The sequence below is a fragment of the Vibrio sp. 779(2023) genome (assembly GCF_033344285.1).
In the GTDB taxonomy this organism is placed as follows: Bacteria; Pseudomonadota; Gammaproteobacteria; order Enterobacterales; family Vibrionaceae; genus Vibrio; species Vibrio alginolyticus.
This window is the reverse complement of sequence record NZ_JAWPOM010000003.1, coordinates 419,915-445,031: the sequence shown is the minus strand read 5'-3', so window position 1 is coordinate 445,031 and position 25,117 is coordinate 419,915. Positions and strand designations below refer to the sequence as shown.

The 25,117-nt window shown below is 46.0% G+C and carries 21 protein-coding genes; 6 read left to right on the top strand and 15 right to left on the bottom strand.

Annotated elements, in window-relative coordinates; all coding sequences use genetic code 11:
• Positions 1-93 precede the first annotated feature (93 nt).
• Together R8O70_RS06975 and R8O70_RS06970 are read left to right on the top strand one after the other, a co-directional pair.
• The gene (locus tag R8O70_RS06975) at positions 94-1,470 is read left to right on the top strand and encodes an NfeD family protein (protein WP_033906456.1); all 1,377 of its coding nucleotides are present in this window, start codon (positions 94-96) and stop codon (positions 1,468-1,470) included.
• Positions 1,471-1,480: 10 nt separating this feature from the next.
• Positions 1,481-2,263, top strand: coding sequence for a slipin family protein (locus tag R8O70_RS06970; RefSeq protein ID WP_005373196.1), 783 nt, complete (start codon positions 1,481-1,483; stop codon positions 2,261-2,263).
• A gap of 41 nt (positions 2,264-2,304) precedes the next feature.
• On the opposite strand, the gene R8O70_RS06965 is transcribed toward R8O70_RS06970, so the two are convergent.
• Positions 2,305-2,739 (bottom strand): globin, encoded by a 435-nt coding sequence (locus R8O70_RS06965; RefSeq protein WP_149192078.1) that lies wholly within the window; start codon positions 2,737-2,739, stop codon positions 2,305-2,307.
• Between the two features lie 243 nt (positions 2,740-2,982).
• On the opposite strand from R8O70_RS06965, the gene R8O70_RS06960 reads away from it, so the two are divergent.
• The gene (locus R8O70_RS06960; protein WP_064354707.1) at positions 2,983-3,639 is read left to right on the top strand and encodes an NAD(P)H-dependent oxidoreductase; all 657 of its coding nucleotides are present in this window, start codon (positions 2,983-2,985) and stop codon (positions 3,637-3,639) included.
• Positions 3,640-3,735: 96 nt separating this feature from the next.
• Here R8O70_RS06960 and choV read toward each other — a convergent pair whose 3' ends face one another.
• From choV to R8O70_RS06890, 14 genes are all read right to left on the bottom strand, one after another.
• On the bottom strand, positions 3,736-4,914 hold the full coding sequence (choV, locus tag R8O70_RS06955) for a choline ABC transporter ATP-binding protein (RefSeq protein WP_033906454.1): 1,179 nt from the start codon (positions 4,912-4,914) through the stop codon (positions 3,736-3,738).
• A gap of 2 nt (positions 4,915-4,916) precedes the next feature.
• The gene (gene choW, locus R8O70_RS06950) at positions 4,917-5,759 is read right to left on the bottom strand and encodes a choline ABC transporter permease subunit (RefSeq protein ID WP_005392552.1); all 843 of its coding nucleotides are present in this window, start codon (positions 5,757-5,759) and stop codon (positions 4,917-4,919) included.
• Positions 5,760-5,836: 77 nt separating this feature from the next.
• The gene (locus R8O70_RS06945; protein WP_005382646.1) at positions 5,837-6,775 is read right to left on the bottom strand and encodes a choline ABC transporter substrate-binding protein; all 939 of its coding nucleotides are present in this window, start codon (positions 6,773-6,775) and stop codon (positions 5,837-5,839) included.
• 36 nt (positions 6,776-6,811) lie between these two features.
• Positions 6,812-8,527, bottom strand: coding sequence for a choline dehydrogenase (gene betA, locus R8O70_RS06940; RefSeq protein WP_258624035.1), 1,716 nt, complete (start codon positions 8,525-8,527; stop codon positions 6,812-6,814).
• 180 nt (positions 8,528-8,707) lie between these two features.
• Positions 8,708-10,168 (bottom strand): betaine-aldehyde dehydrogenase, encoded by a 1,461-nt coding sequence (gene betB / locus R8O70_RS06935; protein WP_258624037.1) that lies wholly within the window; start codon positions 10,166-10,168, stop codon positions 8,708-8,710.
• A gap of 18 nt (positions 10,169-10,186) precedes the next feature.
• Complete coding sequence (gene betI, locus R8O70_RS06930; RefSeq protein ID WP_017820329.1) at positions 10,187-10,786, bottom strand: transcriptional regulator BetI; 600 nt, start codon at positions 10,784-10,786, stop codon at positions 10,187-10,189.
• 605 nt (positions 10,787-11,391) lie between these two features.
• The gene (locus tag R8O70_RS06925) at positions 11,392-13,413 is read right to left on the bottom strand and encodes a diguanylate cyclase (protein WP_374043690.1); all 2,022 of its coding nucleotides are present in this window, start codon (positions 13,411-13,413) and stop codon (positions 11,392-11,394) included.
• Between the two features lie 462 nt (positions 13,414-13,875).
• Positions 13,876-14,634 carry an SDR family oxidoreductase gene (locus R8O70_RS06920; protein WP_005373217.1) on the bottom strand — a complete coding sequence of 253 codons (759 nt, stop codon included), beginning with the start codon at positions 14,632-14,634 and terminating at the stop codon, positions 13,876-13,878.
• A gap of 9 nt (positions 14,635-14,643) precedes the next feature.
• On the bottom strand, positions 14,644-15,540 hold the full coding sequence (gene mmsB / locus R8O70_RS06915; protein WP_017633668.1) for a 3-hydroxyisobutyrate dehydrogenase: 897 nt from the start codon (positions 15,538-15,540) through the stop codon (positions 14,644-14,646).
• A 19-nt stretch (positions 15,541-15,559) separates the two neighbouring features.
• Positions 15,560-16,690, bottom strand: a complete 1,131-nt coding sequence (locus tag R8O70_RS06910; protein WP_033906448.1) for an enoyl-CoA hydratase/isomerase family protein — start codon at positions 16,688-16,690, stop codon at positions 15,560-15,562.
• 10 nt (positions 16,691-16,700) lie between these two features.
• Positions 16,701-17,477 (bottom strand): enoyl-CoA hydratase, encoded by a 777-nt coding sequence (locus tag R8O70_RS06905; protein WP_213891419.1) that lies wholly within the window; start codon positions 17,475-17,477, stop codon positions 16,701-16,703.
• A 49-nt stretch (positions 17,478-17,526) separates the two neighbouring features.
• On the bottom strand, positions 17,527-18,681 hold the full coding sequence (locus R8O70_RS06900; protein WP_006741037.1) for an acyl-CoA dehydrogenase family protein: 1,155 nt from the start codon (positions 18,679-18,681) through the stop codon (positions 17,527-17,529).
• Positions 18,682-18,776: 95 nt separating this feature from the next.
• Entirely contained in the window at positions 18,777-20,270 is a 1,494-nt protein-coding gene (locus R8O70_RS06895) for a CoA-acylating methylmalonate-semialdehyde dehydrogenase (protein ID WP_005382664.1), read from the bottom strand.
• A 70-nt stretch (positions 20,271-20,340) separates the two neighbouring features.
• Positions 20,341-21,519, bottom strand: coding sequence for a thiolase family protein (locus R8O70_RS06890; protein ID WP_213891421.1), 1,179 nt, complete (start codon positions 21,517-21,519; stop codon positions 20,341-20,343).
• Positions 21,520-21,728: 209 nt separating this feature from the next.
• Between R8O70_RS06890 and R8O70_RS06885 the strand changes: the two genes are divergently transcribed.
• The 3 genes from R8O70_RS06885 to R8O70_RS06875 all read left to right on the top strand — a co-directional run bounded on the left by R8O70_RS06885 (position 21,729) and on the right by R8O70_RS06875 (position 25,052).
• Positions 21,729-22,115: a MerR family transcriptional regulator gene (locus R8O70_RS06885; RefSeq protein WP_005373242.1), complete on the top strand. Its 387-nt coding sequence runs from the start codon at positions 21,729-21,731 to the stop codon at positions 22,113-22,115.
• Between the two features lie 45 nt (positions 22,116-22,160).
• Positions 22,161-23,330: an isovaleryl-CoA dehydrogenase gene (locus R8O70_RS06880; protein WP_005373245.1), complete on the top strand. Its 1,170-nt coding sequence runs from the start codon at positions 22,161-22,163 to the stop codon at positions 23,328-23,330.
• A gap of 114 nt (positions 23,331-23,444) precedes the next feature.
• Complete coding sequence (locus tag R8O70_RS06875) at positions 23,445-25,052, top strand: carboxyl transferase domain-containing protein (RefSeq protein ID WP_248525538.1); 1,608 nt, start codon at positions 23,445-23,447, stop codon at positions 25,050-25,052.
• Positions 25,053-25,117 lie beyond the last annotated feature (65 nt).

Genomic DNA, 25,117 nt, shown 5'->3' with positions numbered 1-25,117 from the left:
TCATTAGAACCTATACTCAAGCATCTCTAAGTTATTTGGATATACTTGAATTAGGATTTCAAAAAGTCCCTGTGACCACACAAGGAGGACTGCATGAAACGACTATGGATATGGTTCTTACCTTTACTCTTGATGGCCAGTCAAGCACTGGCGAATACCGTTTGGATTGTTCCTGTCAAAGGCGCTATAGGGCCTGCTACTAGCGACTATTTATCTCGTGAAATAGAAGAAGCTCAACTAAACGGTGTCAGTTTAGTGATCTTAGAGATGGACACACCAGGCGGCTTAGACAGTGCAATGAGAGATATTATTCACGCGATTACCACCTCCTCCACTCCAATTGCGACTTGGGTTGGCCCGTCAGGATCTAGAGCGGCTAGCGCAGGGACATACATTTTACTCGCCAGCCACGTTGCCGCAATGGCTGAAGCCACCAACCTTGGCGCGGCAACGCCCGTCGCGTTAGGTGGTGCCCCTCAGCCCCCTTCATCGGATGATGGCAAAGATCAAAACGCGGAAGAAACGCCAGAAGGAACCAACGAAAGCTCAGAGAAAGTTCCCGCGAAAACCGCAATGGAGAAAAAGGTGATTAATGATGCTAGAGCCTATATTAAAGGCTTAGCAAAGCTTCATGGCCGAAATGCAGAGTGGGCAGAGAAAGCAGTGAGCGAAGCAGCGAGTTTGGACGCCACAGAGGCATTGGAATTAAACGTTATTGATTATATAGCCAACTCACCAGAGGATTTAGTCAAAGCCATTAATGGACAAACTGTTAAAGTTAACAATCGTGATGTGACATTGTCACTGGAAAATCCCGTATGGATTGAAAGAACACCCGATTGGCGAGCAGAAATGCTAGCCGTTATCACCAATCCAAACGTTGCCTACATTCTAATGCTCATCGGCATCTACGGTTTACTTCTTGAATTTTACAACCCAGGAATTGGCTTACCCGGTGTGCTAGGTGGGATTTGTCTGCTTCTTGCCATGTACGCACTACAAATGATGCCCGTCAACTACGCAGGTCTTGGTCTGCTGTTACTCGGTATTGCACTAATGATAGCGGAAGCATTCAGTCCGAGCTTTGGTATTTTGGGCTTAGGCGGCGTTGTCGCCTTTGTACTCGGTTCGATATTTCTCATGGACAGTGAGTTACCAGGATTCCAGATCGCCCTTCCTTTGATTTTTGGTATTGCCATATTTTCCGTGGCTCTAATCGTGCTGACCGTCGGCCTGCTGCTCAAAATTCGTCGCCGGCGTGTAACGACGGGTTTAGAGACTTACCCTGGGAAGGTCGCCGTGGTAAGCGATGACTTTATCGATGGCGAAGGACGCGTTCAACTCAACGGTGCGTTATGGCGAGCTAAAGCCAAAGACCATCAACAATTCAAACAAGGTGATCACGTCACCATTGTTAATGTTAAAGGGCTGACCTTAACTGTGATGCCTGATGACCGCCAAAATAAATAGGAGGCGCTTTATGATGCTCTATACCGTTGCGGTGATCGTGGTGCTGCTGTTCGCACTAGCGACCCAAATGTTCAAGGTTTTGAGAGAATACGAACGTGGGGTTGTGTTCTTTCTTGGTCGATTTCAAGAAGTCAAAGGACCTGGTTTGATCATCCTTATCCCATTTATTCAGCAAATGGTGAGGGTTGATTTACGTACTGTCGTTTTGGATGTGCCGACACAAGATTTAATTACCAAAGATAACGTTTCTGTGCGTGTCAACGCGGTCGTTTATTTTCGCGTAGTCGATCCTCAAATGGCGATTAACAATATTGAAAGCTACAGCGATGCTACCAGTCAGCTAGCACAAACCACGCTGCGCTCGGTATTGGGTCAGCATGAACTCGATGAATTGCTATCAGAACGAGAACGCCTCAATAAGGATTTACAATCCATTCTCGATCAACAGACTGATGACTGGGGAATCAAGATTGCTACGGTTGAAGTCAAACATGTTGATTTAAATGACAGCATGGTCAGAGCCCTAGCCCGTCAGGCAGAAGCAGAACGTAACCGTAGGGCGAAGATCATTCACGCTACTGGTGAGTTAGAGGCTTCAAATAAATTAAAAGAAGCAGCGCAAATGCTCAACGAAGCACCGAATGCACTGCAATTACGTTACATGCAGACACTCACTGAAATCACTACAGACAAGACATCCACTATTATTTTTCCAATGCCGATCAATCTTGTCGAAGCTGTCAGTGATATCGCCGAAGCGGTGAAAAAGAATAAAGAGACACAAGATAAGTAAGATTCTGCCCCTAGGAAGTAACGACCACTCACGTTACTTCCTTATTTGGTACTCGCTTTAAGGATGTGCCTATCTTCTTTATCACATTCTTGTTTCATTACTTCTAAGCCCGTTTTAAAGCATGTTCGCCAAGCGGTTTCAACATCGGCATCATACCCGGAATCACACTGTCGAACCGTTTCTAACAAACTCTCAAGCCAAACATCAAAATCCTGCGGCTCTATACCAATATCTGCACTTGCATGCTTTTTCCCATACTTTTCCACCATTTTGTGCGCTTCGGTCGAGGTATCTGCCATCATAAAAAATACAATAGACCCTCTAAGCATTCTCACTTGTTGGTGCATGTCTATACCGTCAAACTTCTGTCTAAAGTTGGCACTTTTCGACCATAAATTTTTGTAGAACAAGTCGAAAAACTCCTGATCTGAAGTACAACGTTCATAGCTATCATTAAAAACTTCAATCACGTTCATGTTGCTTTCCCCTACGCCTCAATATGAGTTTAATTTAATATCAAATAAAAGCTTCCAAATAAGGACTTTTAAGTTTCAAATCGATCAACTCACATCGATTTTCAACAAAAAGTAAAAAGTGATTTAAATAAACACCCTCTTATCAATGAAAAAATATCCATTATCATGAACCCATATTCGAGGTACGCATGGTTGTCGATGCTAGTGCATCCTCATCTGTCATCACATAAAGAGGATATAAACGTGTCCCATCAAATCATTACCGATCTAAATAGCCGTTACACTGCAAAAAAATATGATGAAACCAAGCGCGTTTCTCAAGAAGACATGGCGATAATCAAAGAAGCACTGCGTTTGTCGGCGTCTTCTATCAACTCACAACCATGGAAATTCATCGTTATTGAAAGTGATGAAGCGAAGCAACGTTTCCACAATACGTTTGCAAATATGCATCAGTTTAACCAACCACACGCGAAAGCCGCATCACATACGATTCTGTTTGCTTACGATCCTAAATTTACTAAAGAGAAATTTGCGAAGCGTGTGGATGCAGAAGTAACATCTGGCCACTTGCCAGCGGAGATGTACAACAACTTTATGGGTGCTTACGCTTTTGCCGATGCAAATACGGACGAAAATGGCTTCAACGGAAACTGGACAAAAGCACAAGTCTATTTGGCACTAGGCAACCTACTACACACATTGGCACGACTAGGCATTGATTCAACACCGATGGAAGGTGTCGATCCGGCTCTGATTGGAGAAGAGTTTAAAGAAGAGCTCGAGGGCCATATTTGTGAAGTTGCACTGGCGATTGGCTACCATAAAGATGGGGAAGATTATAATCATGGTCTTCCAAAAGCGCGCCTTGCAATGGATGACGTAATTACGACTCTATAGTCGACCATTGTCTTAGCTTAGCGACTTAAATCATTGTTTAAACTAAAAAGAGCCGCATTAATGTGCGGCTCTTTTTTACTTGGTTCTGCGTCAACTTTACGCAACTTGCTCTGACTTAAAATTACCAAGCAATGCATCGTAAAGCTCATTGTCGCTTAACACACCAACCAACTTATTATCTTCAACCATAAGCAGAGGCTGATTGCTACGCTGTTTAAGTTCAATCGCTTCTCGCATACTGATTTCTGGACTAACCTGAACCAGAGAGTTTTCATTAACTTCGTCAAGGTTCGAAGAGTCGCTCTTCCATTGAATCAACGATTTATCTTTATCCGCTAAACTTAACCCCTTGCTCTCTTGTATCACCCAAATATTTTTATCAGGGCAAATCAGAACACGCGTATCTTCGCGAACCAAATCGTCACGCATTAAGGAACGTCCCTTCAGCACATTTAATGGATTAGTGTGAGCAACAAAGTCCGCCACATAATCGTTTTCTGGAGCAAGAATGATCTGTTCTGGCTTGCCATGTTGAATCAGCTTTCCTGATTCCATAATGGCGATGTTGTTGCCGATTTTAAGCGCCTCATCCAAGTCGTGACTTACAAAAAGAATGGTTTTGTTTAGCTTTTCTTGAAGCAGAATCAATTCATCTTGAAGCTGAGCACGAATCAATGGGTCAAGCGCTGAAAACGGCTCATCCATTAACAAGATATCTGTGTCCATCGCGAACGCTCGCGCTAGGCCAACACGCTGCTGCATACCACCAGAGAGCTCGTGCGGGAATTTCGTTTCCCACTCAGACAAACCGACCATTTCGAGCTGTTCACGCGCTTTTTTACGGCGCTCTGCTTTGCCAATGCCTTGCATTTCTAGACCAAACGCAACGTTATCTAATACCGTTAACCATGGCATCAATGCAAACTTCTGAAACACCATGGATACGCGGTGAGTACGAAGGTGGCGCAACTTCTGTTCGTCACAGTTAGAGAGCTCAACCATGTCGTCGCCGTCTTTAATTTTCAGAGAGCCACGAGAAATATCGTTCAACCCGTTAACCGTTCGCAGCAAACTTGATTTACCCGAGCCCGAAAGCCCCATCAAGACACAGATCTCACCCTGTTTCACGTTCAGCGAAACATTATCAACCCCAACCACTTGGCCAGTTTCATCAATGATTTCTTGTCGAGACTTCCCTTGATCTAGTAGTGCTAGCGCCTGTGCTTGTTGCTGACCAAAAACGACATCAAGATTTTTAATAGTAATAGCGTCCATGATTATGCCTCCTTCTGGTTTGGTGCTTTACACAAGCGATCAAGAATGATGGCAACGAGTACAATCGCTAAACCAGCTTCAAAACCTTGTGAAATGTTTACCGTATTCAGTGCACGTACGACTGGCTTACCAAGCCCATCAGCACCAACAAGCGCCGCAATGACCACCATAGAAAGAGACAACATAATGCACTGAGTAACGCCAGCCATAATACTTGGCAATGCCGCAGGTAACTCCACCTTAAACAGTAGCTTCATGCGGCTGGCACCAAATGCTTTACCCGCTTCAAGTAGCTCCTCCGGCACTTTAATAATGCCGAGGTACGTCAATCGAATTGGCGCAGCGATAGCGAAAATGATGGTCGAGATTAGACCTGGGACAATACCCAATCCAAACAGAACCAAGGTTGGAATTAGGTAAACGAATGTCGGGACGGTCTGCATTAAATCGAGTATTGGCCGCAACAAGGTGTATAACCAAGGACGGTGCGCCGCCATAATGCCCAACGGCACGCCAATTAATACGGAAATCGTTGTCGCTGCAAACACAAGGACAAAGGTTTCCAGCATTTCTTGCCAGTAACCAAGGTTGAGAATTGCGAGTAAGGCCAACACGATAAATACGACAAGAGGAATGCTGCGATGTAAGAACCAAGCAATTGCCGCCGTCATAATGATTGGCGCTGCAGGTGGCATCCATTTAAAAATGTCCACCACGAAAAGAATGATCGTTTCAAGTGTAATAGAGATTGCATCGAAAAAACCCGATGCATTGATGGTTAACCAATCGACGCCAGTTTCCATCCATTGGCCCAACGGTAGTTTGTTGTCCGTAATAAAATTCAAAATAAAACCTTTGTGTTAATGAAGCGGGCAAAACTCTGCCCACTTTCTTTTAAAAAAACGAGCTCAAATACTGCTTATTAAGCGTTTGTTTTTAAGTAGTTTGTAATAGCTGTTAGCGCATCTTGGCCATCTACCGTTTTCACGCCCTCTAGCCACGCTTCAATTTGCTCTTGGTTTGCATTCAACCATGCTTGCGCTGCTTTTGATGGCTTCTGTTTCTGGTTAAGAATCGCTTCCATCAGTTCATTTTCCATTTCTAGGTTAAACTCTAGATTTTTCACTAGCTGACCTACATTTGGACACTCAGCGAGGTAATTTTTACGTACGTTTGTGTAGACGTTCGCGCCGCCGTAGTTAGGACCGAAGAAGTCATCGCCACCCGCTAGATATTCCATTTCAACGTTACTATTCATTGGGTGCGGCGCCCAACCTAGGTACACAATCCATTGATTGCGGCGTGCGGCACGTGATACTTGAGACACCATGCCAGCTTCACTGGACTCAACTAGGCTGAAATCTTTTAGGCCGAATGCGTTGCTATCAATCATTGACTGAATTAAGCGGTTGCCATCGTTTCCTGGTTCAATGCCGTAAATGCGGTCTTTAAATTTGTCGGCATGTTTTACTAGGTCAGCGAAGTTGGTTACGCCTGCGTCATAAACGTATTTTGGAACCGCTAGCGTGTACTTTGCGCCAACGAGGTTCGCGCGTACGGTTTCAACAGTACCTGCATCACGGTATTTCGCGATATCACCTTCCATCGTTGGCATCCAGTTACCTAGGAAAATGTCGATATCGCCATTAGCCATAGAGGAGTAAGTTACAGGCACAGACAGAAGGTCAGTCTTCGTTTTGTACCCCAACCCTTTAAGTAACTCTGATGTAACGGCAGTGGTCGCAGTGATGTCAGTCCAACCTACATCTGCGAAACGAACCGTTTCACATTGGTTGGCGTAAGCGCCTGTTGCTAAAGTACTTAGTGCAATTGTTGAGAAGATTTTTGTCATCTTAGACATGTTGAATTCCTTGTAATGATTACTGACTTTTTCATTTTATGAGATCGAATCGAGATCTCTTTTTGGCGGATGCATTCGTTGCATCTCTTGCCAGTCCGGTGCAATCCAAACTGGTACGTTGTTCGACGTTTCTAGGGCGTTATCCAAAATCATATCCGCGGCGCGTTCTGCCACCATAATCGTTGGCGCATTTAAATTACCGTTCGGAATAGTTGGGAAAATAGAAGAGTCCACCACACGCAAGCCTTGAATACCGCGTACTTGGCATCGCTCATTTAAGACGGCTAATGGGTCATTATCTGCGCCCATTTTGCAGGTACAAGATGGATGGTAAGCACTCTCGACGTTTTGCTTCACCCATTCATCAATCTGTTCATCCGTTGTGATGTTCAGACCGGGTTGGATCTCATCCCCACGAAACTCATCCATGGCTGGCTGATTGAGGATCTCGCGAGTAAGGCGAATACAATCACGCCAATCCTGCTTATCTTGTTCAGTGGAAATGTAGTTAAACTCAATCTTCGGCTTATCATTCGGATTCGCAGAGACAACTTCGACCGACCCGCGACTTTCTGGCTTGTTAGGTCCAACGTGCACTTGGAAACCATGACCATCAAAAGCAGCTTGCCCGTCATAACGCATTGCCGCTGGCAAGAAATGATATTGAATATTTGGCCACTTTAGCCCTTCTCGAGAGCGGATAAATGCACACGATTCAAAGTGGTTAGTCGCACCAAGGCCTTTGCGAGTTAATATCCACTCAGTGCCAATCAAGCCCTTGCTCACCAAACCTAATTTGCTGTTGAGCGTGATAGGTTGTTTACAGTGATATTGGAAGTACACTTCTAAGTGATCTTGCAGGTTTTTACCTACTCCCTCCAACGAGTGTTTCACCTCAATGCCCGCTTTTTCTAGTACTGCCTTAGGGCCAATGCCTGAAAGCTGCAACAGCTGAACGGAGCCAACCGAACCCGCACTCGAAATCACTTCATTATTCGCAAAACATTGCTGAATTGAACCTGACTTTTCAAATTCAACGCCTACCGCTTTCTTACCTTCTGCACCAGTTTCTTCTAATAAAACTCGATGAACCGTCACCCTATTCATTAGGGTGAAGTTTTTGCGTTTTTTAGCGCGGCTTAAGTATGCATTAGAGGTCGAAGCGCGTACGCCTTTGTCGACGGTCATATGCATTGGGCCAAAGCCCTCTTGCTGATAACCGTTGTAATCTTTTGTTTCTGGGTAGCCCGCTTCTTTGCCTGCATCAATAAAAGCTTGGTACAGTGGATTGAGCTTCATATCGTTACCGTTACATGTGCCGACTGGACCGTGATCGCCCCGATATTCATCAGCACCACCAATCCAAGACTCTGCTTTACGGAAATAAGGCAAACACGACTGATAATTCCAGCCTTTCGCGCCTTCCTCTTCCCACTGGTCAAAGTCACAAGCGTGTCCGCGAACGTAAACCATGCCGTTGATAGATGAGCTACCGCCCAGAACTTTTCCGCGAGGACAATGAAGTTGGCGACCATCCAACCCTTGCTCTTCAACCGTCTCAAACTGCCACGCGTATTTTTCAGTGTTCATCGGGTAAGAAAGCGCTGTTGGCATTTGGATAAAAATACTTTTATCCGACCCACCCGCTTCGAGTAATAGGACCGAATTTTGACCACTTTCACTTAAGCGATCCGCTAACACACAGCCGGCCGAACCCGCACCGACGATGATGTAATCGTAGTGTTGTTGCATTTTTATTCTCCTAGGAGTTAATACTAATCACCGTAGATAAGTGAACGAAATTAGCGTAGGAAAAATGCTTGAGAACAAGGCGGAAATTTTGATAAGTAGTTAACCTACAATCAAAATTGACAACGTAGTTATCGAGCATTTTAACAAGCTAAAGTGGTCAGTTATCTACTATGAGTAGTATCATTTGTAAGGGCTTTCGAAGTCGCTTAGCTGAACCAGAACACTCTTCGTTTGTGTGTAATGTTTAAGGGTTTCGACTCCGTTTTCACGGCCAACACCTGATTGCTTGTAGCCGCCAACTGGCATTTCCGCAGGTGAGTCACCCCATGTGTTCACCCAACAAATACCCGCTTGAATTTGGTGGATCACACGGTGCGCACGAGATAGGCTTTGAGTAAATACACCTGCCGCTAAGCCATAATCGGTGCCATTTGCGCGCGCAATCACTTCCGACTCATCGCGGAATTTCAGAACTGACATTACCGGGCCAAAGATTTCTTGTTGAACGTGGCTCATGTCATCATCGCAATCGACAAATACGGTTGGAGCAACAAAGTTACCATTAGCTAGGCCATTGTCTGTTACTTTGTAGCCGCCAGTCAGTAACGTCGCGCCACTCGCTTTCGCGGCTTCAATCGCTCCTAGAACTTTCGATTCATGGTCTTTAGAGATTAGCGCGCCAATTTGCGTGTTCTCATCAAGCGGATCGCCGACGACTAACAACTCGGTTCGGGCTTTAAGCTGTGCGATAAAGTCGTCATAAATACCTTCATGGACAAATACACGTGTACCGTGCGTACAAACCTCACCTTGGGTGTAGAAGTTCGCCACCATGGCCGCAGAAACGGCATCGTTTAACTTCGCATCATCAAAAATAATCAGTGGAGACTTACCACCAAGCTCCATCGTTACTTGTTTTAGTGTCTTAGCGCTGTCACTCATGACGACTTTACCGGTGCCTGACTCACCCGTGAATGAAACTTTTGCGATATCAGAATGCGCCGTTAGCATCTGTCCTACTCGGTAATCCCCTTGCACGACATTAAATACGCCATCTGGCATGCCCGCTTCTGAATAAATTTCGGCGAGCTTAAGCGCCGTTAATGGTGTTTCTTCTGATGGCTTGAAGATCATTGCGTTGCCCGCAGCCAGTGCTGGCGCCGATTTCCACATCGCAATTTGAATTGGATAATTCCAAGCGCCAATACCCGCGCAAATGCCCAATGGCTCACGACGTGTATAGAAAAACTGATCGTCGCTGAGCGGCTGCTGTTCACCTTGTAGACTTGGAGCAAGGCCAGCGTAGTACTCAAGAACATCGGCACCTGTTGTGACATCAACCGCGATAGCTTCTTGAATGGGCTTACCAGTATCTGCCACTTCCAATGCAGCCAACTCGTCATTACGCTCACGTAAAATGGCAACGGCTTTGTGTAAAATACGGCTGCGCTCAATCGCAGTCATCGCCGACCATGCAGCAAAACCTTTTTTTGCCGATTCAATCGCTGCTTGAAGATCGTCTTGGTTCGCTTGTTTAATGTTGGCCAATGGCTCACCATTCGCCGGATTGTAAGTGGTGAAGTGTTCATCTGAACACCCGTCGTACATCGCACCATTGATATAGTGTGCTTTCATTTCCATTTTGAAGACCTGTAACTTTTATATTTTTTCAGAATAAAACGTAAGTTGTTTTTCGAGATAATCGTTGATGATGATTCTCGCTCTTTCTGCATCAATGCCTTGCGGGTTGAGCGTTCCGCGCAGCCAAATTCCATCAATAAGTGATGCAATACCATGAGCAACCAATTCAGCCTGCTCTGCATTTAATAATGCTTTGAGTTCTTTTCTTAGGTGGGACAATAGACGTCGTTCGTTGACACGCTGTAAACGCTTGAGCTGCTCGTCATGCATTGAGTACGACCAAAACGCCAGCCAAGTCTTAGCAACTTGGTTTTCTGCCTGATAGCCGACAAAGTTACCGTCAATGATTGCATTAATTCTTTGGTGATGAGCATCACTTGGCAGCTCACGTAACTTCTGTGTGATAGTGGACGAAAGCTGACGCAAGATTTCTCGCATCGTTTCCTCCAGCAATCCGTGCTTACCACCGAAATAGTGGTTGATAATCCCCGTTGATACACCGGCTTCTTTGCTGATTAACGAAATACTCGCCGCGTGTAAACCGACTCTATCAATCACTGACATTGTCGCTTTCACAAGCTGCGGTTTTCTGATTTCAGGCATCCCCACCTTTGGCATTTTGCGTCCCTGTTATTTTTAATTGAACGGTTAGTTAAATATAAAATGCCTGAAAATTAATTCGAACTCAAATTATTTTTAAAGAAAAATGTTAGTAAAAAAGGATGAAAAGTTGAGGGTGTACGAAAAATCGCTCGGTAAGAACTTGTCGGGATAACTAGATTTCAGTTTAAGAACAAACAAACAAGAAAAACAAAATCAAACACTTAAATCTTTCTCTATTTTTAAAACGATGATGAACGAGTTGATTTTTGAACAACAAAAATCTGTGCCACAAAAAATTTATATCGACCACTAATCATTTCACCTGTACACGGTTTATTTGTACAAAGAATAGACACACTAGTTTGTTATAGTTTTGTAGACACAAGTGGCATTCGCACTTTGAAGGTGAAGGAGGCAAAAAGAGAGGTTATGTTGAACGCCATGAATATGCGATTCGATATCCTTAAGCCATTTTTAAGTAATATCGCCAAGTGACTTTAAGATGTTAGATTCAGCGTTTTATATTCGAAGCAAGGATCTCAAAGTCACTTGGCTATCAAAGTAAATGGGAGGGATAAGTTCAGATTCATCGTGCGATGAGCCTGAACTCTTGATTTCTGTTACGCTAGCGAGCGACCTTTCACGCAGTTGCGTCCGTTCGCTTTCGCTTGATAAAGCAATTTATCGGCCTGATCGCAAAGTGATTTAAAGCTCATCTCATTATCTTCAGTGGTAACGACTCCAAAACTACAGGTCACTCTCACTTCTTCTTTCTGTTCCGTAACAAAGCCATGTAGGGATAAAGCGCTACGTAAACGTTCGGCAGTAATAAGGGCGTTTTCATGGTCTGTATTGGGCATAACAACAACAAACTCTTCACCACCAAAGCGAGCAACAATGTCGTTTTCACGTACAGTTTCCTCCAACACTTTGGCAACGCCCGTTAGTACGGTATCTCCAAACACATGCCCATAGGTATCATTTACCTGCTTGAAATAATCCACATCGATTAACGCTAAAGTTACTGGCCCCGATTGTGGTTTATTTGGCACCATTTTCTGTTTATCGAGTTTGCTATCTACCCATTTATTTAAAGCTAGATAACCGTACTTAACTTGCTCGACTTGCTCAAAAACAAAGTGTTGTATTTTTTCTTGCTTAGATTGAGGTACCGGTTTCTCTTTTCGCTCACGCCTCACTTCTACTGGCATAGTGAACCAGTCCTCTAAAAAACGGCGATTGAACAACCCTGTCAATGTGTCTGTCTTTGCGAGGCGACGCATTCTCAAACGCGAGCGATTGACGACGAGAAATACTACCGCCATCAAAAATAGAACACCGATGAGCGCAAGTAGCGCTTCACCCAATAAGTAAAAAGTACGACGGTTATTTTCTAGCTCCATACGCTGCAAAACATTGTTCCAGTTGAGATCTTCGTTCTCATATTCAAGTCGTTCCAACTCAAATAACGTCTGCTGGCGCTCAAGATTTTCAACTTCTCTTTGATTGCTAAATTGGATAAATTTATCGTGATAGTTACCGTAAGTTTCGAATGCTAGTTTAAAGTCATTGCTTCCCGCATAGGCCATAGCGGCGACTTTTAGTAGCTCCATTTGCTGTTGCTTGACGTATCGACTCTCTATAATCTCCGGTAGCATTGGCGCGATCATCGCTAAAAGTATTTCAAATTGCTGCTGCTCTAACATATATTCGGCTTGTAACAACTTAAATGTTGCCAAATACGCGCTAGACGTTTCTCTGTACTGTAAATTCTCCGCCAGCTTCAAGTGGTTAACCATCTTCTTTTCTTGTTTCGTCTCGCGATATAAAGCTGCAAGTTCAAGGTTAACTCGAAATCTAAAGCGTCCATCACCGATAATTTGAGCCAGCTTTAACGCTCGCTGATATGACGCTATCGCCTCTTCGTATTGGAACTGTGCTTTATGAAGTTTCGCTATCGTCAAAACGCTCAACAACTCATTGAACGACATACGCCTATCCCTAAAATAGCGATATGCTTGTTCCAAAAGCGCCTCAGATCGGTCGTAACCCTGAATTTTGACAAGTACGTCACCTAGCTCTAGTGCTGCACGTTCGACCAGCCCGTGAACACCTGAAGATTCAGCCACATCCATGGACGACATAAGTGCAGCATAGGATTTTTTAAACTCACCTTGCTCATCGTAATAGCGTCCTTTTAGCAACAGGATTTCTGATTCAAGTTGCTTATCACCATTCTCACGCGATGTTTCCAACAAGCTATCCAACGCAGAAAGCGCGGTATCGATATCGCTCTTTCCAACCATAGTTCGCATCTGAATCAACTTAAACAGGAGATACTCATGGCTCTGTGGACGCACAAGCTCCAATCCTTTTTGAACGACACTTTGACTCTCTTCTACGCGCCCTAGCAGCTCTAAAACCGTGGCCTTGGCAAGCCAGTAACGCACCAACAGCGCTGTTGGTTGGTTTTGTAGTAAAGACTCTTCTTCTAACGCTTCAATCAAAGCTAAAGAACTCTGAGGTAATGCGTAAATTTGATTTTCGATGCCTTCTAACGACTGTAAAAACTTACCTTCCTGTTCCACCTTTTCTGTGGAGGCCTGAACAGAAAAACACAGACACCCCAATAATAGCGGCATCGTCCTAAGCGAATGAAATAGTGACATTATTGCTCTTCCCTAATGGGTAGTTACTTCAGTGTAATTGAGAATTCTGATTATTTATTATTAAGACAACTGAAGGTTATTCAGTCAGCCTCATATTCCCATGTATTTTGCGCTGAATAATAAATCACCATCTTTAGATGCCGAAATAGTTTTCGGTTACAATATGACCAATAAGAATATTTTTTACACACCAAGAATGACGATCTCGTTAGTGAGACAAAAGATCGTCTTAGTTGTGAGTTGATACATTTACATGACAAGCAATATAGAACTAACCATTCACATTAGAAATAGAATCAATTTTTATACCGTTCGATGAGATAGCAGTCGACGATGCATCCAATACATTTTTCAGATAGAAGCAATAAAAGAAAGGAGAAAATGGAAGGAAGCGGACAATCAAACTCGCTCCCCTTTTTTATGTTGCAGAAGGGGTTACATTCGCATTCCGCCATCGACTTCGAACACTCTTCCGGTCACGAATTCGTTGGTTAACACGTATTTTATGGTCGATGAAATTTCATCCGCCAAACCTAAACGTCCAACCGGAATCATTCCGATTAAACGTTCCATCGCTTCAGGTTTTATTTGGTCTGTCATGGCAGTTTTGATGACACCCGGAGCAATCGCCACTGAGCGAATTCCGAAACGCCCTAACTCTTTCGCCCACACCGTTGCCATGGTGGCTACCGCCGCTTTAGATGCTGAATAGTTGGTTTGACCAATATTCCCGGCACGCGCAACGCTGGATATGTTGATCAGAACCCCTTTGCTATCGGTGTTCAGCATTACCTTGCTCGCTTCACGGCCACACAGGAAAGTGCCTGTTACATTCACATCTAGAACAGACTGAAATTGTTCCAGCGACATCGTGTTAACCTGACCATCTTTGACTTTAATGAACATACCATCACGCATAATACCTGCGTTATTGATAACGCCATTGAGCTGCTTGAAATCTGCCTCAATTTGCTCAAAAGCAGTGCACACCTGCTGTTCGTCAGTCACGTTCGTCACATAAAAACGAGCGGTAACGCCGAGAGATTCACATTCCGCTTTCGTTTCAGCCAGTTGATCTGAATTGAGGTCGATAAGCGCAAGATGAACGCCATTTTCCGCCAGTGACAGTGCCATTTGTTTACCCAGCCCCTGCCCTGCCCCCGTGATCGCAATGACCTTATTTGCTAACTCCATAAGCGCTCCTTAGGCCTGATTTTGCTTTTGGTAGAACTCAAACAAGCTTGAAAAATCTTTTTGCCCGTTGCCCTGACCGTTGTGAAAATTAAACAGATTACGAGCCAAGCTGCCCATTGGCGTTGATGTTTGACTGGCAACCGCCGCTTCCATCGCAAGACCCAGATCTTTAGCCATTAACTGGCTCATAAAGCCGCCTTGATAACCATTGCTTGCAGGCGTATTTTCCATCACACTTGGACAAGGGTTATAAAGCTCTAGCGCCCAGTTACGTCCTGAACTTTGCAACATGATGTCGGAAAGCACTTTGGGATCGAGTCCGTTTTCCATCCCTAAATTGAGTGCTTCACAGGTGCCGCTCATCAAAATGCCCAACATCATGTTATTGCAGATCTTCGCCACCTGACCAGCTCCAGCATCGCCTGCATGGAAGATGTTTTTACCCATGTGGCTAAGCACCGCTCTGGCTTGAACAAAGTTCTCTTGTGAGCCGCCAACAATGAAAGTTAACGTACCTGCTGCTGCGCCCGCAACGCCACCAGATACTGGTGCATCAACAAAACTGATACCAAGTTGCGATGCTTTTTCGCCAACCAAACGAGCAGTCGCCGGATCGATGGTGGAAGAATCAATCAGCAAGGTACCTGATTCGACGCTATCTAAGATGCCATCTTGACCAAGATAAACGCTTTGAACGTGTTGGCTCGCTGGCAGCATAGTGACAACCACGTCAACACCTTGTACTGCCTGCTGAACGGAATCGGCACTTGAAGCGCCCAATGCGGTCAACTCCTCAACTGCGTTTGGGTTCAAATCAAATACTTCGACGTTCAAGCCCGCTTTAAGTAGATTCTTAGCCATAGGCGCACCCATGTTACCAAGGCCAATAAATGCAATTTTGTCCATATCGTATTTCTTCCTTGTACTAAAGTGCCGCTATAGCTACCGACGATGCGGTCAGTGGGTATTCTGCTGAGTCAATTGGCGAGAAGAAGCGCTCCAAAACTTGTGGCGTTACGTCAGAAACCGTGCGATGTTGCCAAGTCGGTTGATTGGTTTTATCAATAATCAGCGCACGAACCCCTTCTCTAAAATCACCTTCTAAGCCACAACGTAGTGTTAGGTTAAATTCCATATCAAAACACGCTTTCAAAGAGAGGTTTTGATACTGCGTTAACTGCTGATAAGTGATACTGAGCGACAACGGACTGCCATAGTTCAGTGACTTCTGCGCATTGACGAACCACTTGTTATCAACGTTAGCACGGCTGATTGCATCAACAATTGACGCTAAGTCACCCGAACATAACTGCTCAATCAATTCCGCATAGGGCATCAACATCCCTTCGGTTGGCTCGTCCACGTGTACCGAACGCAGCGTAGTGGCGATTTTTTCGTTGATGTTCGCTTCACCTTTCCAACTTACCGATGCAAGCAGATCCAGCAGCACTTGCTTGTTTTCTGGCTGTGCAATCCATTGGCTTAACCCCAACGCTTTCATATCTGTTGCGTTAATTTGACAAGCCGTCAAACTTAAGAACAGTGCCAAATGTTTTGGCAACTGGTTCAGGAAGTACGTCGCGCCTACATCTGGGTAAAGGCCAATTTTAATCTCTGGCATTGCAAAGCGTGTGGTGGTTTCTGCTACGCGATGGCTGGCACCCATAAACAGGCCAACTCCCCCGCCCATCAAATAACCATGTCCCCACGCGATGATCGGTTTTGGATAAGTATGAATAAGATGGTCACAGCGATATTCGAGGTCAAAGAAGGTTTCCATCGCTGAAAACGCAGAATCAAAGTCTTGCTCTTTGTTTTCAAGTGCACGGTAGATCGCTTGAATATCACCACCAGCACAAAACGCTTTTTCACCTTGAGCATGCAAGAATACCGCGATGACGCTGTCGTCCGTTTGCCATTCATTAAGCTGTTTGTACAACTTCTCAATCATCACGTAACTCAACGCGTTGAGAGCTGCTGGGTTATCAAGCTCTAGCACACCAATAACAGAGCCATCAGCGCACTTAAGCTTTGAAACATTTACTGTACCTGTCATTTGGCCTCCGCTAGCTGTTTGTCCATTGTGGCTTGCGCTTTTGCAAAAACGCATTCACACCCTCAGTCTGATCTTGTGTATTGAACAGCTGTAAAAACAGTTCACGCTCCAAAACCAATCCAGCTGCATGAGTTTGGCTGCGTCGACCTTGAATGAGCGTTTTGCACGCAGACACAGATTTCGGTGATTGACCTGCAACACGCTGTGCTAGCTCCATAGCCGCTTCGAGTGCTTGACCTTTCGCCACCACCTCTTCGACTAACCCAATTTTTTCCGCTCGCTCGGCCGTCACACGCTCGCCACACAGGATCATACGCTTCGCCCAACCTTCACCTACCAACGCGGTCAGGTTTTGCGTCCCACCCGCACACGGCAACAAACCTACCGATGCTTCAGGAAGTGCCATTTGTACTTGTTCTTCTGCGATACGAATGTCACACGCCATCGCCACTTCCAGACCGCCGCCCATCGCATAGCCATTAATCGCTGCGATAGAAACCCCATCGAATGCAGACAGCGCTTCAAACGCTTCACCAAATGCGAACGCCATGTCTGCTGCTTGTGATTTATCACCCGATGCAAAGTTATTAAGATCTGCTCCAGCAGAAAAGAACTTCTCGCCTTCGCCTGTTAAAACCAACGCATAAATAGAGCGATCATTGCTAAGTTCAATCGCCAACTCTTTTAGCTGATTCAAAGACTCAAGCGTCCAAGTGTTCGCTGGCGGATTACTAATCGTGAGCTTGGCAATATGCGCTTCGCGCTCTAATTTCATTTGTGCCGTCATAATCTTTCAGTCCTTTTTAATTTCTTTAGGTAAGGCTGTGTCTAGCTGACTAAAGCAGCTCAACGCCTTCCGTTAGTAATCGTCTTGCGACGATCAGACGCATGATTTCGTTGGTACCTTCAAGAATTTGGTGAACACGAACGTCTCGGAAATGGCGCTCGACTGGATATTCTTTGATGTAGCCATAACCACCGTGAATTTGCAGCGCCTGATCGCAGACTTTAAAGCCCACATCAGTAGCAAAGCGTTTTGCCATGGCACAGTACGCGCTTTTTTCTGCGTGCTGGGCATCGAGTTTAGCGGCAGCGAGTCGCACCATTTGACGCGCAGCGACCAGCTCAGTCGCCATATCAGCAAGCTTGAACTGCAACGCTTGAAATTGCGCCAGTGAACGGCCGAACTGTTTGCGTTCGTTCATGTATTGCTTGGCTTCGTTCAGTGCTTGTTGCGCAGTACCGACGGAACACGTGGCGATATTGATTCGACCGCCATCCAGACCAAGCATGGCGAACTTAAAGCCTTCTCCCTCTTCACCCAACAGATAGTCAGCCGGAATGCGGACATTTTCGAAGGTAATCATGCGAGTTGGCTGGCAGTTCCAACCCATTTTGGCTTCTTTTTTACCGTAGCTAATGCCTTCGCAATCAGCAGGAACAACGAATGCAGAAACGCCACTCGCTCCTTCACCACAGGAACGCGCCATCACGACTAATACATCTGTATCACCGGCACCCGAGATAAACACTTTTGCGCCATTGAGAACAAACTCATCGCCATCACGCACTGCGCTAGTCGTTAGAGAAGCGGCGTCAGAGCCGGCATTAGGTTCGGTTAAACAGTAGGAAGCGAGCTTTTCACCCGAAATTAGATCCGCGCTAAATTGCTGCGCCACTTCGGCTTTGGCAAAGCTGGTGATCATCCACGTCGCCATGTTGTGAATGGTCATAAACGCAGTAGTCGCGGTACAACCCATAGCCAACTGCTCGAAAATGATCGCCGCATCCAAACGAGATAACCCCAAGCCACCGTGCTCTGGTGGCGTGTAGATACTCAAAAAGCCCAGCTCACCCGCCTGACGCAGTACATCTTTAGGGAAGTGATGGTTTTCATCCCACTCGGCCGCGTGCGGCGCTAACATTTGGTCTGCAAACTGCTTTGCTACTTCGGCAAACGCGAGTTGATCTTCGTTTAATTCAAAATCCATCTTGAAGTCCTAAGGTCTAATTCGTTGCATTTGTATCCGAGCCAAGCCCTCTAAAAGGATGAAGGGCTTGGCTAGAGGTGTCGCTAATCCAGTAATTAGCTAAGTTGAATAGTCATGTTTGGACCGCTTGGAATGTCATCTTCAAACCAACGCGCGGTGACAGTTTTCGTCTCGGTGTAGAAGCGAACCGCTTGTTTACCGTAAGCATGCAGGTCGCCGTAGAAGCTGCCTTTCCACCCAGTAAACGAAAAGAACGGCAATGGCACCGGAATCGGTACGTTGATTCCTACGTTACCTACTTCGATATTGTGTTGATACTTTCTCGCGGCAGCGCCGTTCGCCGTGAAAATAGACGTACCATTACCAAAGCGGTTTGCATTGATCAGTTCAATCGCTTCATCTAGGTCATCCACTTCCATAGTTAACAGTACAGGCCCGAAAATTTCTTCCTGATAAATCGACATGTCTGTGGTCACGTTGGTAAACAGTGTTGGCCCCACCCAGTTACCGTTCGGGAAGCCAGGTACTTGGCAGTCTGTCCCGTCCAGAACACAATTCGCGCCTGACGCTTTGCCTTCATTAATCAGATTCACCACTCGCTGCTTCGCTTGAGGGCTAATCAGTGGACCATAACCGGCGGTTTCATCATCCCACGCGCCAGGCTGAACCTGAGCTAACGCCTCTTTAAGCTCTGGAATCCATTCTTTGGTTTCGCCGACAAATACGGCAACCGAAATCGCCATACAGCGTTGGCCTGCAGCACCAACTGACGCGCCAACTAGGTTATTGATGACTTGCTGTTTGTTTGCATCCGGCATGATGACCATGTGGTTCTTAGCACCTGCAAATGACTGCACGCGTTTCAGGTTGTCTGTACCTGTTTTGTAGATGTACTCACCAACGGGCACAGAGCCAACAAAAGAGATCGCACGAACGACTGGATCAGTCAGAATGCGGTCGACTTGCTCTTTGGTCCCGTGAACAACTTGCAATACGCCTTTTGGTGCACCAGCTTGTTCAAATAGCTCTGCCAATTTCATTGCAGTCAGCGGAACTTGTTCCGAAGGTTTTAGAATAAAGGTGTTGCCACAAGCGATCGCCATCGGGAACATCCACAATGGGATCATCGCAGGGAAGTTAAAGGGTGTGATGCCAGCACAAACACCGAGCGGTTGAATGTAAGAGTAACCATCAATATTGGTCGCGACGTTTTCCACCGTTTCGCCCATCATTGAGCTACAAATGTTCGCCGCTTGTTCTACGACTTCAATCCCACGCCAAATGTCACCCTTTGCATCCGCGAGGGTTTTGCCTGTCTCACTTGAAAGCAGTATCGCCAACTCATCGTGTTGCTCTTTTAGCAGATGTTGGTAACGCAACATCAATCTAGCACGCTCCGGCGCTGCAACTTCTTTCCAGCGTTTGAACGTTTCTGTTGCGCTGGCAATCGCCGCATTCATTTCCGATTCCGTGGCACAAGGTACTTGTGCAATCACTTCGTTGGTTGCCGGGTTGGTTACATCTAGCCATTGTTTTGAATCGGAGATGGCAAATTCACCACCGATATACTGCTTTACTTGTTCTGTCATGATGACATCCTTGTATTTTTCAGCTTGTTACTGACTACTGTTATGTAAGTGAAACTTTGTTGAGAGTGATTTAGCAGATTTCAATCGCGATAGCGGTAGCTTCGCCGCCGCCAATACAAAGCGATGCAACGCCACGCTTACCACCAGTTTGTTTTAGCGCATGAATCAAAGTGACAAGGATTCGATTGCCACTTGCGCCTATTGGATGCCCCAGCGCACAAGCCCCTCCGCGCGGGTTCACTTTGCTCTCGTCTAGTTCGAGTGCTTTCACCGCGTATTGAGTCACGACAGCAAAAGCTTCATTGATTTCCCAAAGGTCCACGTCCGATTTTTCCCAGCCCGTTTTTTCCAGCAGCGATTCAATCGCGAAGACTGGTGCGATGGTGAACTCATCAGGCTGTCTTGCATGCGTGCTGTACGCGACAATTTTGGCTAGAGGCTGAAGGTTTTCCTGACGACCAAACTCACTATCGACTAAGATCATTGCCGACGCACCATCCGAAATGGAACTAGAGTTTGCTGCGGTTACGCCGCCATCTTTGGCAAACGCAGGGCGTAAGGTAGGAATTTTAGTGACGTCGAGTTTGCTCGGTTGCTCATCATCTACAACCAAGGTTTCGCCGCGTCGATTTTTTACGTTAACAGGCACGATCTCTTCTTTGAACAAACCTTGTTCGATTGCTTGCTGCGCACGAGTCAACGACTGTTGCGCCCAGGCATCCATACTTTCACGGCTGAACTGATACTTTTGCGCCGTCTGTTCTGCAAAGACACCCATCAGCTCGCCTTGGTAGGCATCCTGCAAACCGTCATAAAACATGTGATCAAGCACTTGCTCGTGACCTAAACGGAAACCATCACGCGCTTTCTTTAATAGATAAGGAGAAGACGACATGTTTTCCATGCCACCAGCGATGACAGCATGCGCATTGCCAGATTGAATAAGGTCATATGCCAGCATCACGGTTTTCATACCCGATCCACAAACTTTGTTCAGTGTCGTACAACCAATCGATTGTGGCATTTCAGCTTTAAGACTTGCTTGTCTTGCAGGCGCTTGCCCCACACCGGCGGGTAAAACGCACCCCATCAACACTTCGTCTATTTTGTGCACATCGAGTTGGCTTTCGGCTAGCGCCCCTTGAATGGCTCTCGCACCGAGTTCCGTGACATCTGTTGAAGCTAATGCACCTTGAAAAGAGCCGATAGGCGTTCGCTTAGCGGCAACAATCCATGTTTCATTTTTCATTCCATTAACCTTTTATTGACGTTTACGTCATAACTATACTAACATTTACGTTAACGTCAAGTTTGAGGTTATTGTTTGTTCGAGTGATTCTTTGATTTCGAGTAAATGCGAGTGATATCAAGGCTCAAGAGTGGATGTTGTTTGTTTACTTTAACGTTAACGAATTGTATATTCATGTAAATGTTATACGAAAGTCGTAAGGTTAAGGAATGAACACATTTAAGATCAGCGAGCTCGCGAAAGAGTTCGACATTACTACTCGAAGCATTCGCTTCTACGAAGATTTAGGTCTCCTAACTCCAGAACGTAAAGGCAACACTCGAATCTACAATGGTCGTGATCGAATTCGACTAAAACTGATTTTGCGAGGTAAGCGATTGGGCTTTTCTCTTGCAGATATCAAAGAGTTATTTGAACTCTACGATACCGATCAAAGTACTGAGCAGTTGAACTATATGATTCGGTTGATCGAAGAGAAGAAGGCAGCATTGCAACAGCAAGCAAACGACATTCAAGCGGTAATGATGGAGTTAAATGCTGCGCAGTTGCGATGCCAAAACACACTGAGATCCATGAAAGGCGAAAAAGTCACCTAACACCTCAACTCTGGGATGTAGGTGACGTAAAGGCAAGGACACGCAATGAAATCTACCTACTCTTCCCTGAACTTTGTTTATGACGAAAATACCGATTTGCTTCGCGAGCAAATCAATAGTTTTGCTGCAAGAGAAATTGCGCCGCTAGCGCAATCTATCGACCAAACTAACGACTTTCCAAACCATCTTTGGTCCAAATTAGGTGACATGGGTCTTTTAGGTGTGACCACCAGCGAAGAGTTTGGTGGTGCAGGCATGGGCTATCTCGCCCACGTTATCGCTATGGAAGAAATCAGCCGAGCATCCGCTTCGGTTGCGTTAAGTTACGGCGCTCACTCCAACCTTTGTGTCAACCAAATCCACCGCAACGGCACACAAGCACAAAAAGAGAAATACCTACCTAAGCTCATCTCCGGTGAACATATCGGCGCCCTTGCTATGAGTGAACCCGGCGCCGGCTCTGATGTGGTCTCTATGCAGCTTAAAGCCGAACGTAAAGGCGATATTTTCCTATTAAATGGCAACAAAATGTGGATCACCAACGGCCCTGATGCACACACCTATGTTGTCTACGCAAAAACAGACCCAAGCCAGCACTCCAAAGGCATCACGGCGTTTATTGTGGAACGCGGATTCCCTGGATTTACTCAAGCACAAAAACTCGACAAGTTGGGCATGCGCGGCTCGAATACGTGTGAGCTGGTCTTCCAAAACTGCGAAGTCCCTGCGGAGAATATTCTCGGCGAAGAAAACCAAGGCGTGAAAGTATTGATGAGCGGCCTCGACTACGAACGTGTGGTGCTTGCAGGCGGCCCACTTGGCATCATGCAGGCGTGTATGGATATCGTTGTGCCTTACATTCACGACCGTAAACAGTTCGGTAAATCCATCGGTGAATTCCAGCTAGTTCAAGCAAAAATCGCCGATATGTACACACAAATGAATGCCGCTAAAGCGTATGTTTACGCCGTCGCTGCCGCTTGTGATCGCGGTGAAACCACACGTAAAGATTCTGCTGGCGCGATCCTCTACAGCGCAGAGCTGGCAACCAAGATGGCACTGGATGCGATTCAACTACTTGGCGGTAACGGCTACATCAACGAGTTTGATACGGGCCGTTTGTTGCGAGATGCCAAGCTGTATGAAATCGGTGCGGGCACTTCAGAAATTCGCCGCATGCTTATTGGTCGCGAATTGTTTAACGAAAGCGCCTAATCAACATACCTAGGCGTTCTGAATCTAAATAAATTCCTTATTCAACCTAAATCTTATTCAACATAGATAAAGGCGGGTGGTGTCACCCGTCTACCGAATGGAGATCGGCTATTTATGGCTTGTTTGACGACCAATATTAATACCCATTCAGAGCAGTATCAGGAAAACTACCGCTCTATGGCGTCGCTCGTGGATCAACTCTATACCGTGACTGCGCAAATCGAAGATGGTGGCGGCGAGAAAGCACGTGAGCATCAGCAGAAGAAAGGCAAACTTCCGGTACGTGAGCGCATTCTTGCCCTCCTCGATCCCGGTTCATCCTTCTTAGAAATTGGCCAGTTCGCGGGTTGGGATGTGTATCCAGATTACGTTCCATGTGCTGGAGTGGTTGCCGGTGTGGGTGTAATTGACGGCACTGAGTGCATGATCGTCGCGAACGACGTGACGGTAAAAGGCGGCAGTTACTACCCACTCACCGTGAAAAAGCACTTAAGAGCACAAGAAATTGCAGAAAAATGCCAACTGCCGTGTGTTTACTTAGTCGATTCTGGCGGCGCTAACCTACCCCGCCAAGATGAGGTCTTCCCAGACAAAGACCACTTCGGTCGTATTTTCTATAACCAAGCCCGAATGTCAGCCAAGGGTATCCCGCAAATCGCTGTGGTCATGGGGCTATGTACCGCTGGCGGCGCTTATGTTCCTGCGATGTGTGATGTTTCCATCATAGTCAAAGAACAAGGCACGATTTTCTTGGCAGGTCCACCTCTTGTAAAAGCAGCGACAGGTGAAGAAGTCAGCGCGGAAGATCTTGGTGGCGCAGACGTTCACTGTCGCACCTCTGGTGTGGCGGACTATTACGCAGAAAATGATCACCACGCGTTAGAGTTGGCAAGACAAGTGGTTTCACAAATCAACCACTTGAAACCCGTTCAACTCAAGCAAAAAGCACCTCAGGAACCACGTTTTCCTGCCCAAGAGCTGTACGGCATCGTCGGAACCGATCTTAAAAAGCCGTTTGATGTTAAAGAGGTCATTGCCCGAATTGTTGATGATTCCCAGTTCGATGAATTTAAAGCCTTGTTCGGCGAAACCTTGGTCTGTGGCTTTGCCCATATTCACGGTATGCCGATTGGCATTGTCGCTAACAACGGCATTCTATTTTCGGAATCAGCACAAAAAGGCGCGCATTTTATTGAGCTGTGCGCACAACGCAAAATTCCTCTGCTCTTCTTGCAGAACATCACGGGCTTTATGGTCGGTCAGAAGTACGAAGCCGAAGGCATCGCCAAACATGGTGCGAAAATGGTAACTGCTGTTGCGTGTGCAGACGTGCCGAAGTTTACCGTGGTTATTGGTGGATCGTATGGCGCAGGAAACTACGGCATGTGTGGCCGCGCTTATGATCCAACCATGATGTGGATGTGGCCAAACGCGCGCATCTCCGTCATGGGTGGAGAGCAAGCGGCTGGCGTGATGGCGCAAGTGACCCGCGATATCAAAACTCGCAAAGGTGAAAGCTGGAGCGTAGAGGAAGAAGAAGCGTTCAAACGTCCAATTGCGGAGCAATATCAGACTCAAAGCCATGCATACTACGCCAGTGCACGCCTGTGGGACGACGGCATTATTGACCCTGCGAAAACCCGTGATGTTGTCGGCATTGCTCTGTCTGCTGCGCTTAATGCGCCAATACCAGACAGTAAATTTGGCATCTTCCGCATGTAGCCGGATGCAAGGCAAACCTTAACTCCTCGCGAATACCGATGTTTAAAAAGTAATGGTTAGCGAGC

Excerpts from the sequence above, each read along its gene's own strand:
- R8O70_RS06925 (WP_374043690.1), bottom strand. The coding sequence starts at position 13,413 with ATGCCGCTATTATTGGGGTGTCTGTGTTTTTCTGTTCAGGCCTCCACA.
- mmsB (WP_017633668.1), bottom strand. The coding sequence starts at position 15,540 with ATGGACAAAATTGCATTTATTGGCCTTGGTAACATGGGTGCGCCTATG.
- R8O70_RS06890 (WP_213891421.1), bottom strand. The coding sequence starts at position 21,519 with ATGAAAAATGAAACATGGATTGTTGCCGCTAAGCGAACGCCTATCGGC.
- R8O70_RS06920 (WP_005373217.1), bottom strand. The coding sequence starts at position 14,634 with ATGGAGTTAGCAAATAAGGTCATTGCGATCACGGGGGCAGGGCAGGGG.
- R8O70_RS06945 (WP_005382646.1), bottom strand. The coding sequence starts at position 6,775 with ATGTCTAAGATGACAAAAATCTTCTCAACAATTGCACTAAGTACTTTA.
- R8O70_RS06970 (WP_005373196.1), top strand. The coding sequence starts at position 1,481 with ATGATGCTCTATACCGTTGCGGTGATCGTGGTGCTGCTGTTCGCACTA.
- R8O70_RS06880 (WP_005373245.1), top strand. The coding sequence starts at position 22,161 with ATGAAATCTACCTACTCTTCCCTGAACTTTGTTTATGACGAAAATACC.
- R8O70_RS06905 (WP_213891419.1), bottom strand. The coding sequence starts at position 17,477 with ATGACGGCACAAATGAAATTAGAGCGCGAAGCGCATATTGCCAAGCTC.
- betA (WP_258624035.1), bottom strand. The coding sequence starts at position 8,527 with ATGCAACAACACTACGATTACATCATCGTCGGTGCGGGTTCGGCCGGC.
- R8O70_RS06895 (WP_005382664.1), bottom strand. The coding sequence starts at position 20,270 with ATGACAGAACAAGTAAAGCAGTATATCGGTGGTGAATTTGCCATCTCC.
- R8O70_RS06975 (WP_033906456.1), top strand. The coding sequence starts at position 94 with ATGAAACGACTATGGATATGGTTCTTACCTTTACTCTTGATGGCCAGT.
- R8O70_RS06885 (WP_005373242.1), top strand. The coding sequence starts at position 21,729 with ATGAACACATTTAAGATCAGCGAGCTCGCGAAAGAGTTCGACATTACT.
- R8O70_RS06910 (WP_033906448.1), bottom strand. The coding sequence starts at position 16,690 with ATGACAGGTACAGTAAATGTTTCAAAGCTTAAGTGCGCTGATGGCTCT.
- R8O70_RS06900 (WP_006741037.1), bottom strand. The coding sequence starts at position 18,681 with ATGGATTTTGAATTAAACGAAGATCAACTCGCGTTTGCCGAAGTAGCA.
- betI (WP_017820329.1), bottom strand. The coding sequence starts at position 10,786 with ATGCCAAAGGTGGGGATGCCTGAAATCAGAAAACCGCAGCTTGTGAAA.
- betB (WP_258624037.1), bottom strand. The coding sequence starts at position 10,168 with ATGGAAATGAAAGCACACTATATCAATGGTGCGATGTACGACGGGTGT.
- choV (WP_033906454.1), bottom strand. The coding sequence starts at position 4,914 with ATGGACGCTATTACTATTAAAAATCTTGATGTCGTTTTTGGTCAGCAA.
- R8O70_RS06875 (WP_248525538.1), top strand. The coding sequence starts at position 23,445 with ATGGCTTGTTTGACGACCAATATTAATACCCATTCAGAGCAGTATCAG.
- R8O70_RS06965 (WP_149192078.1), bottom strand. The coding sequence starts at position 2,739 with ATGAACGTGATTGAAGTTTTTAATGATAGCTATGAACGTTGTACTTCA.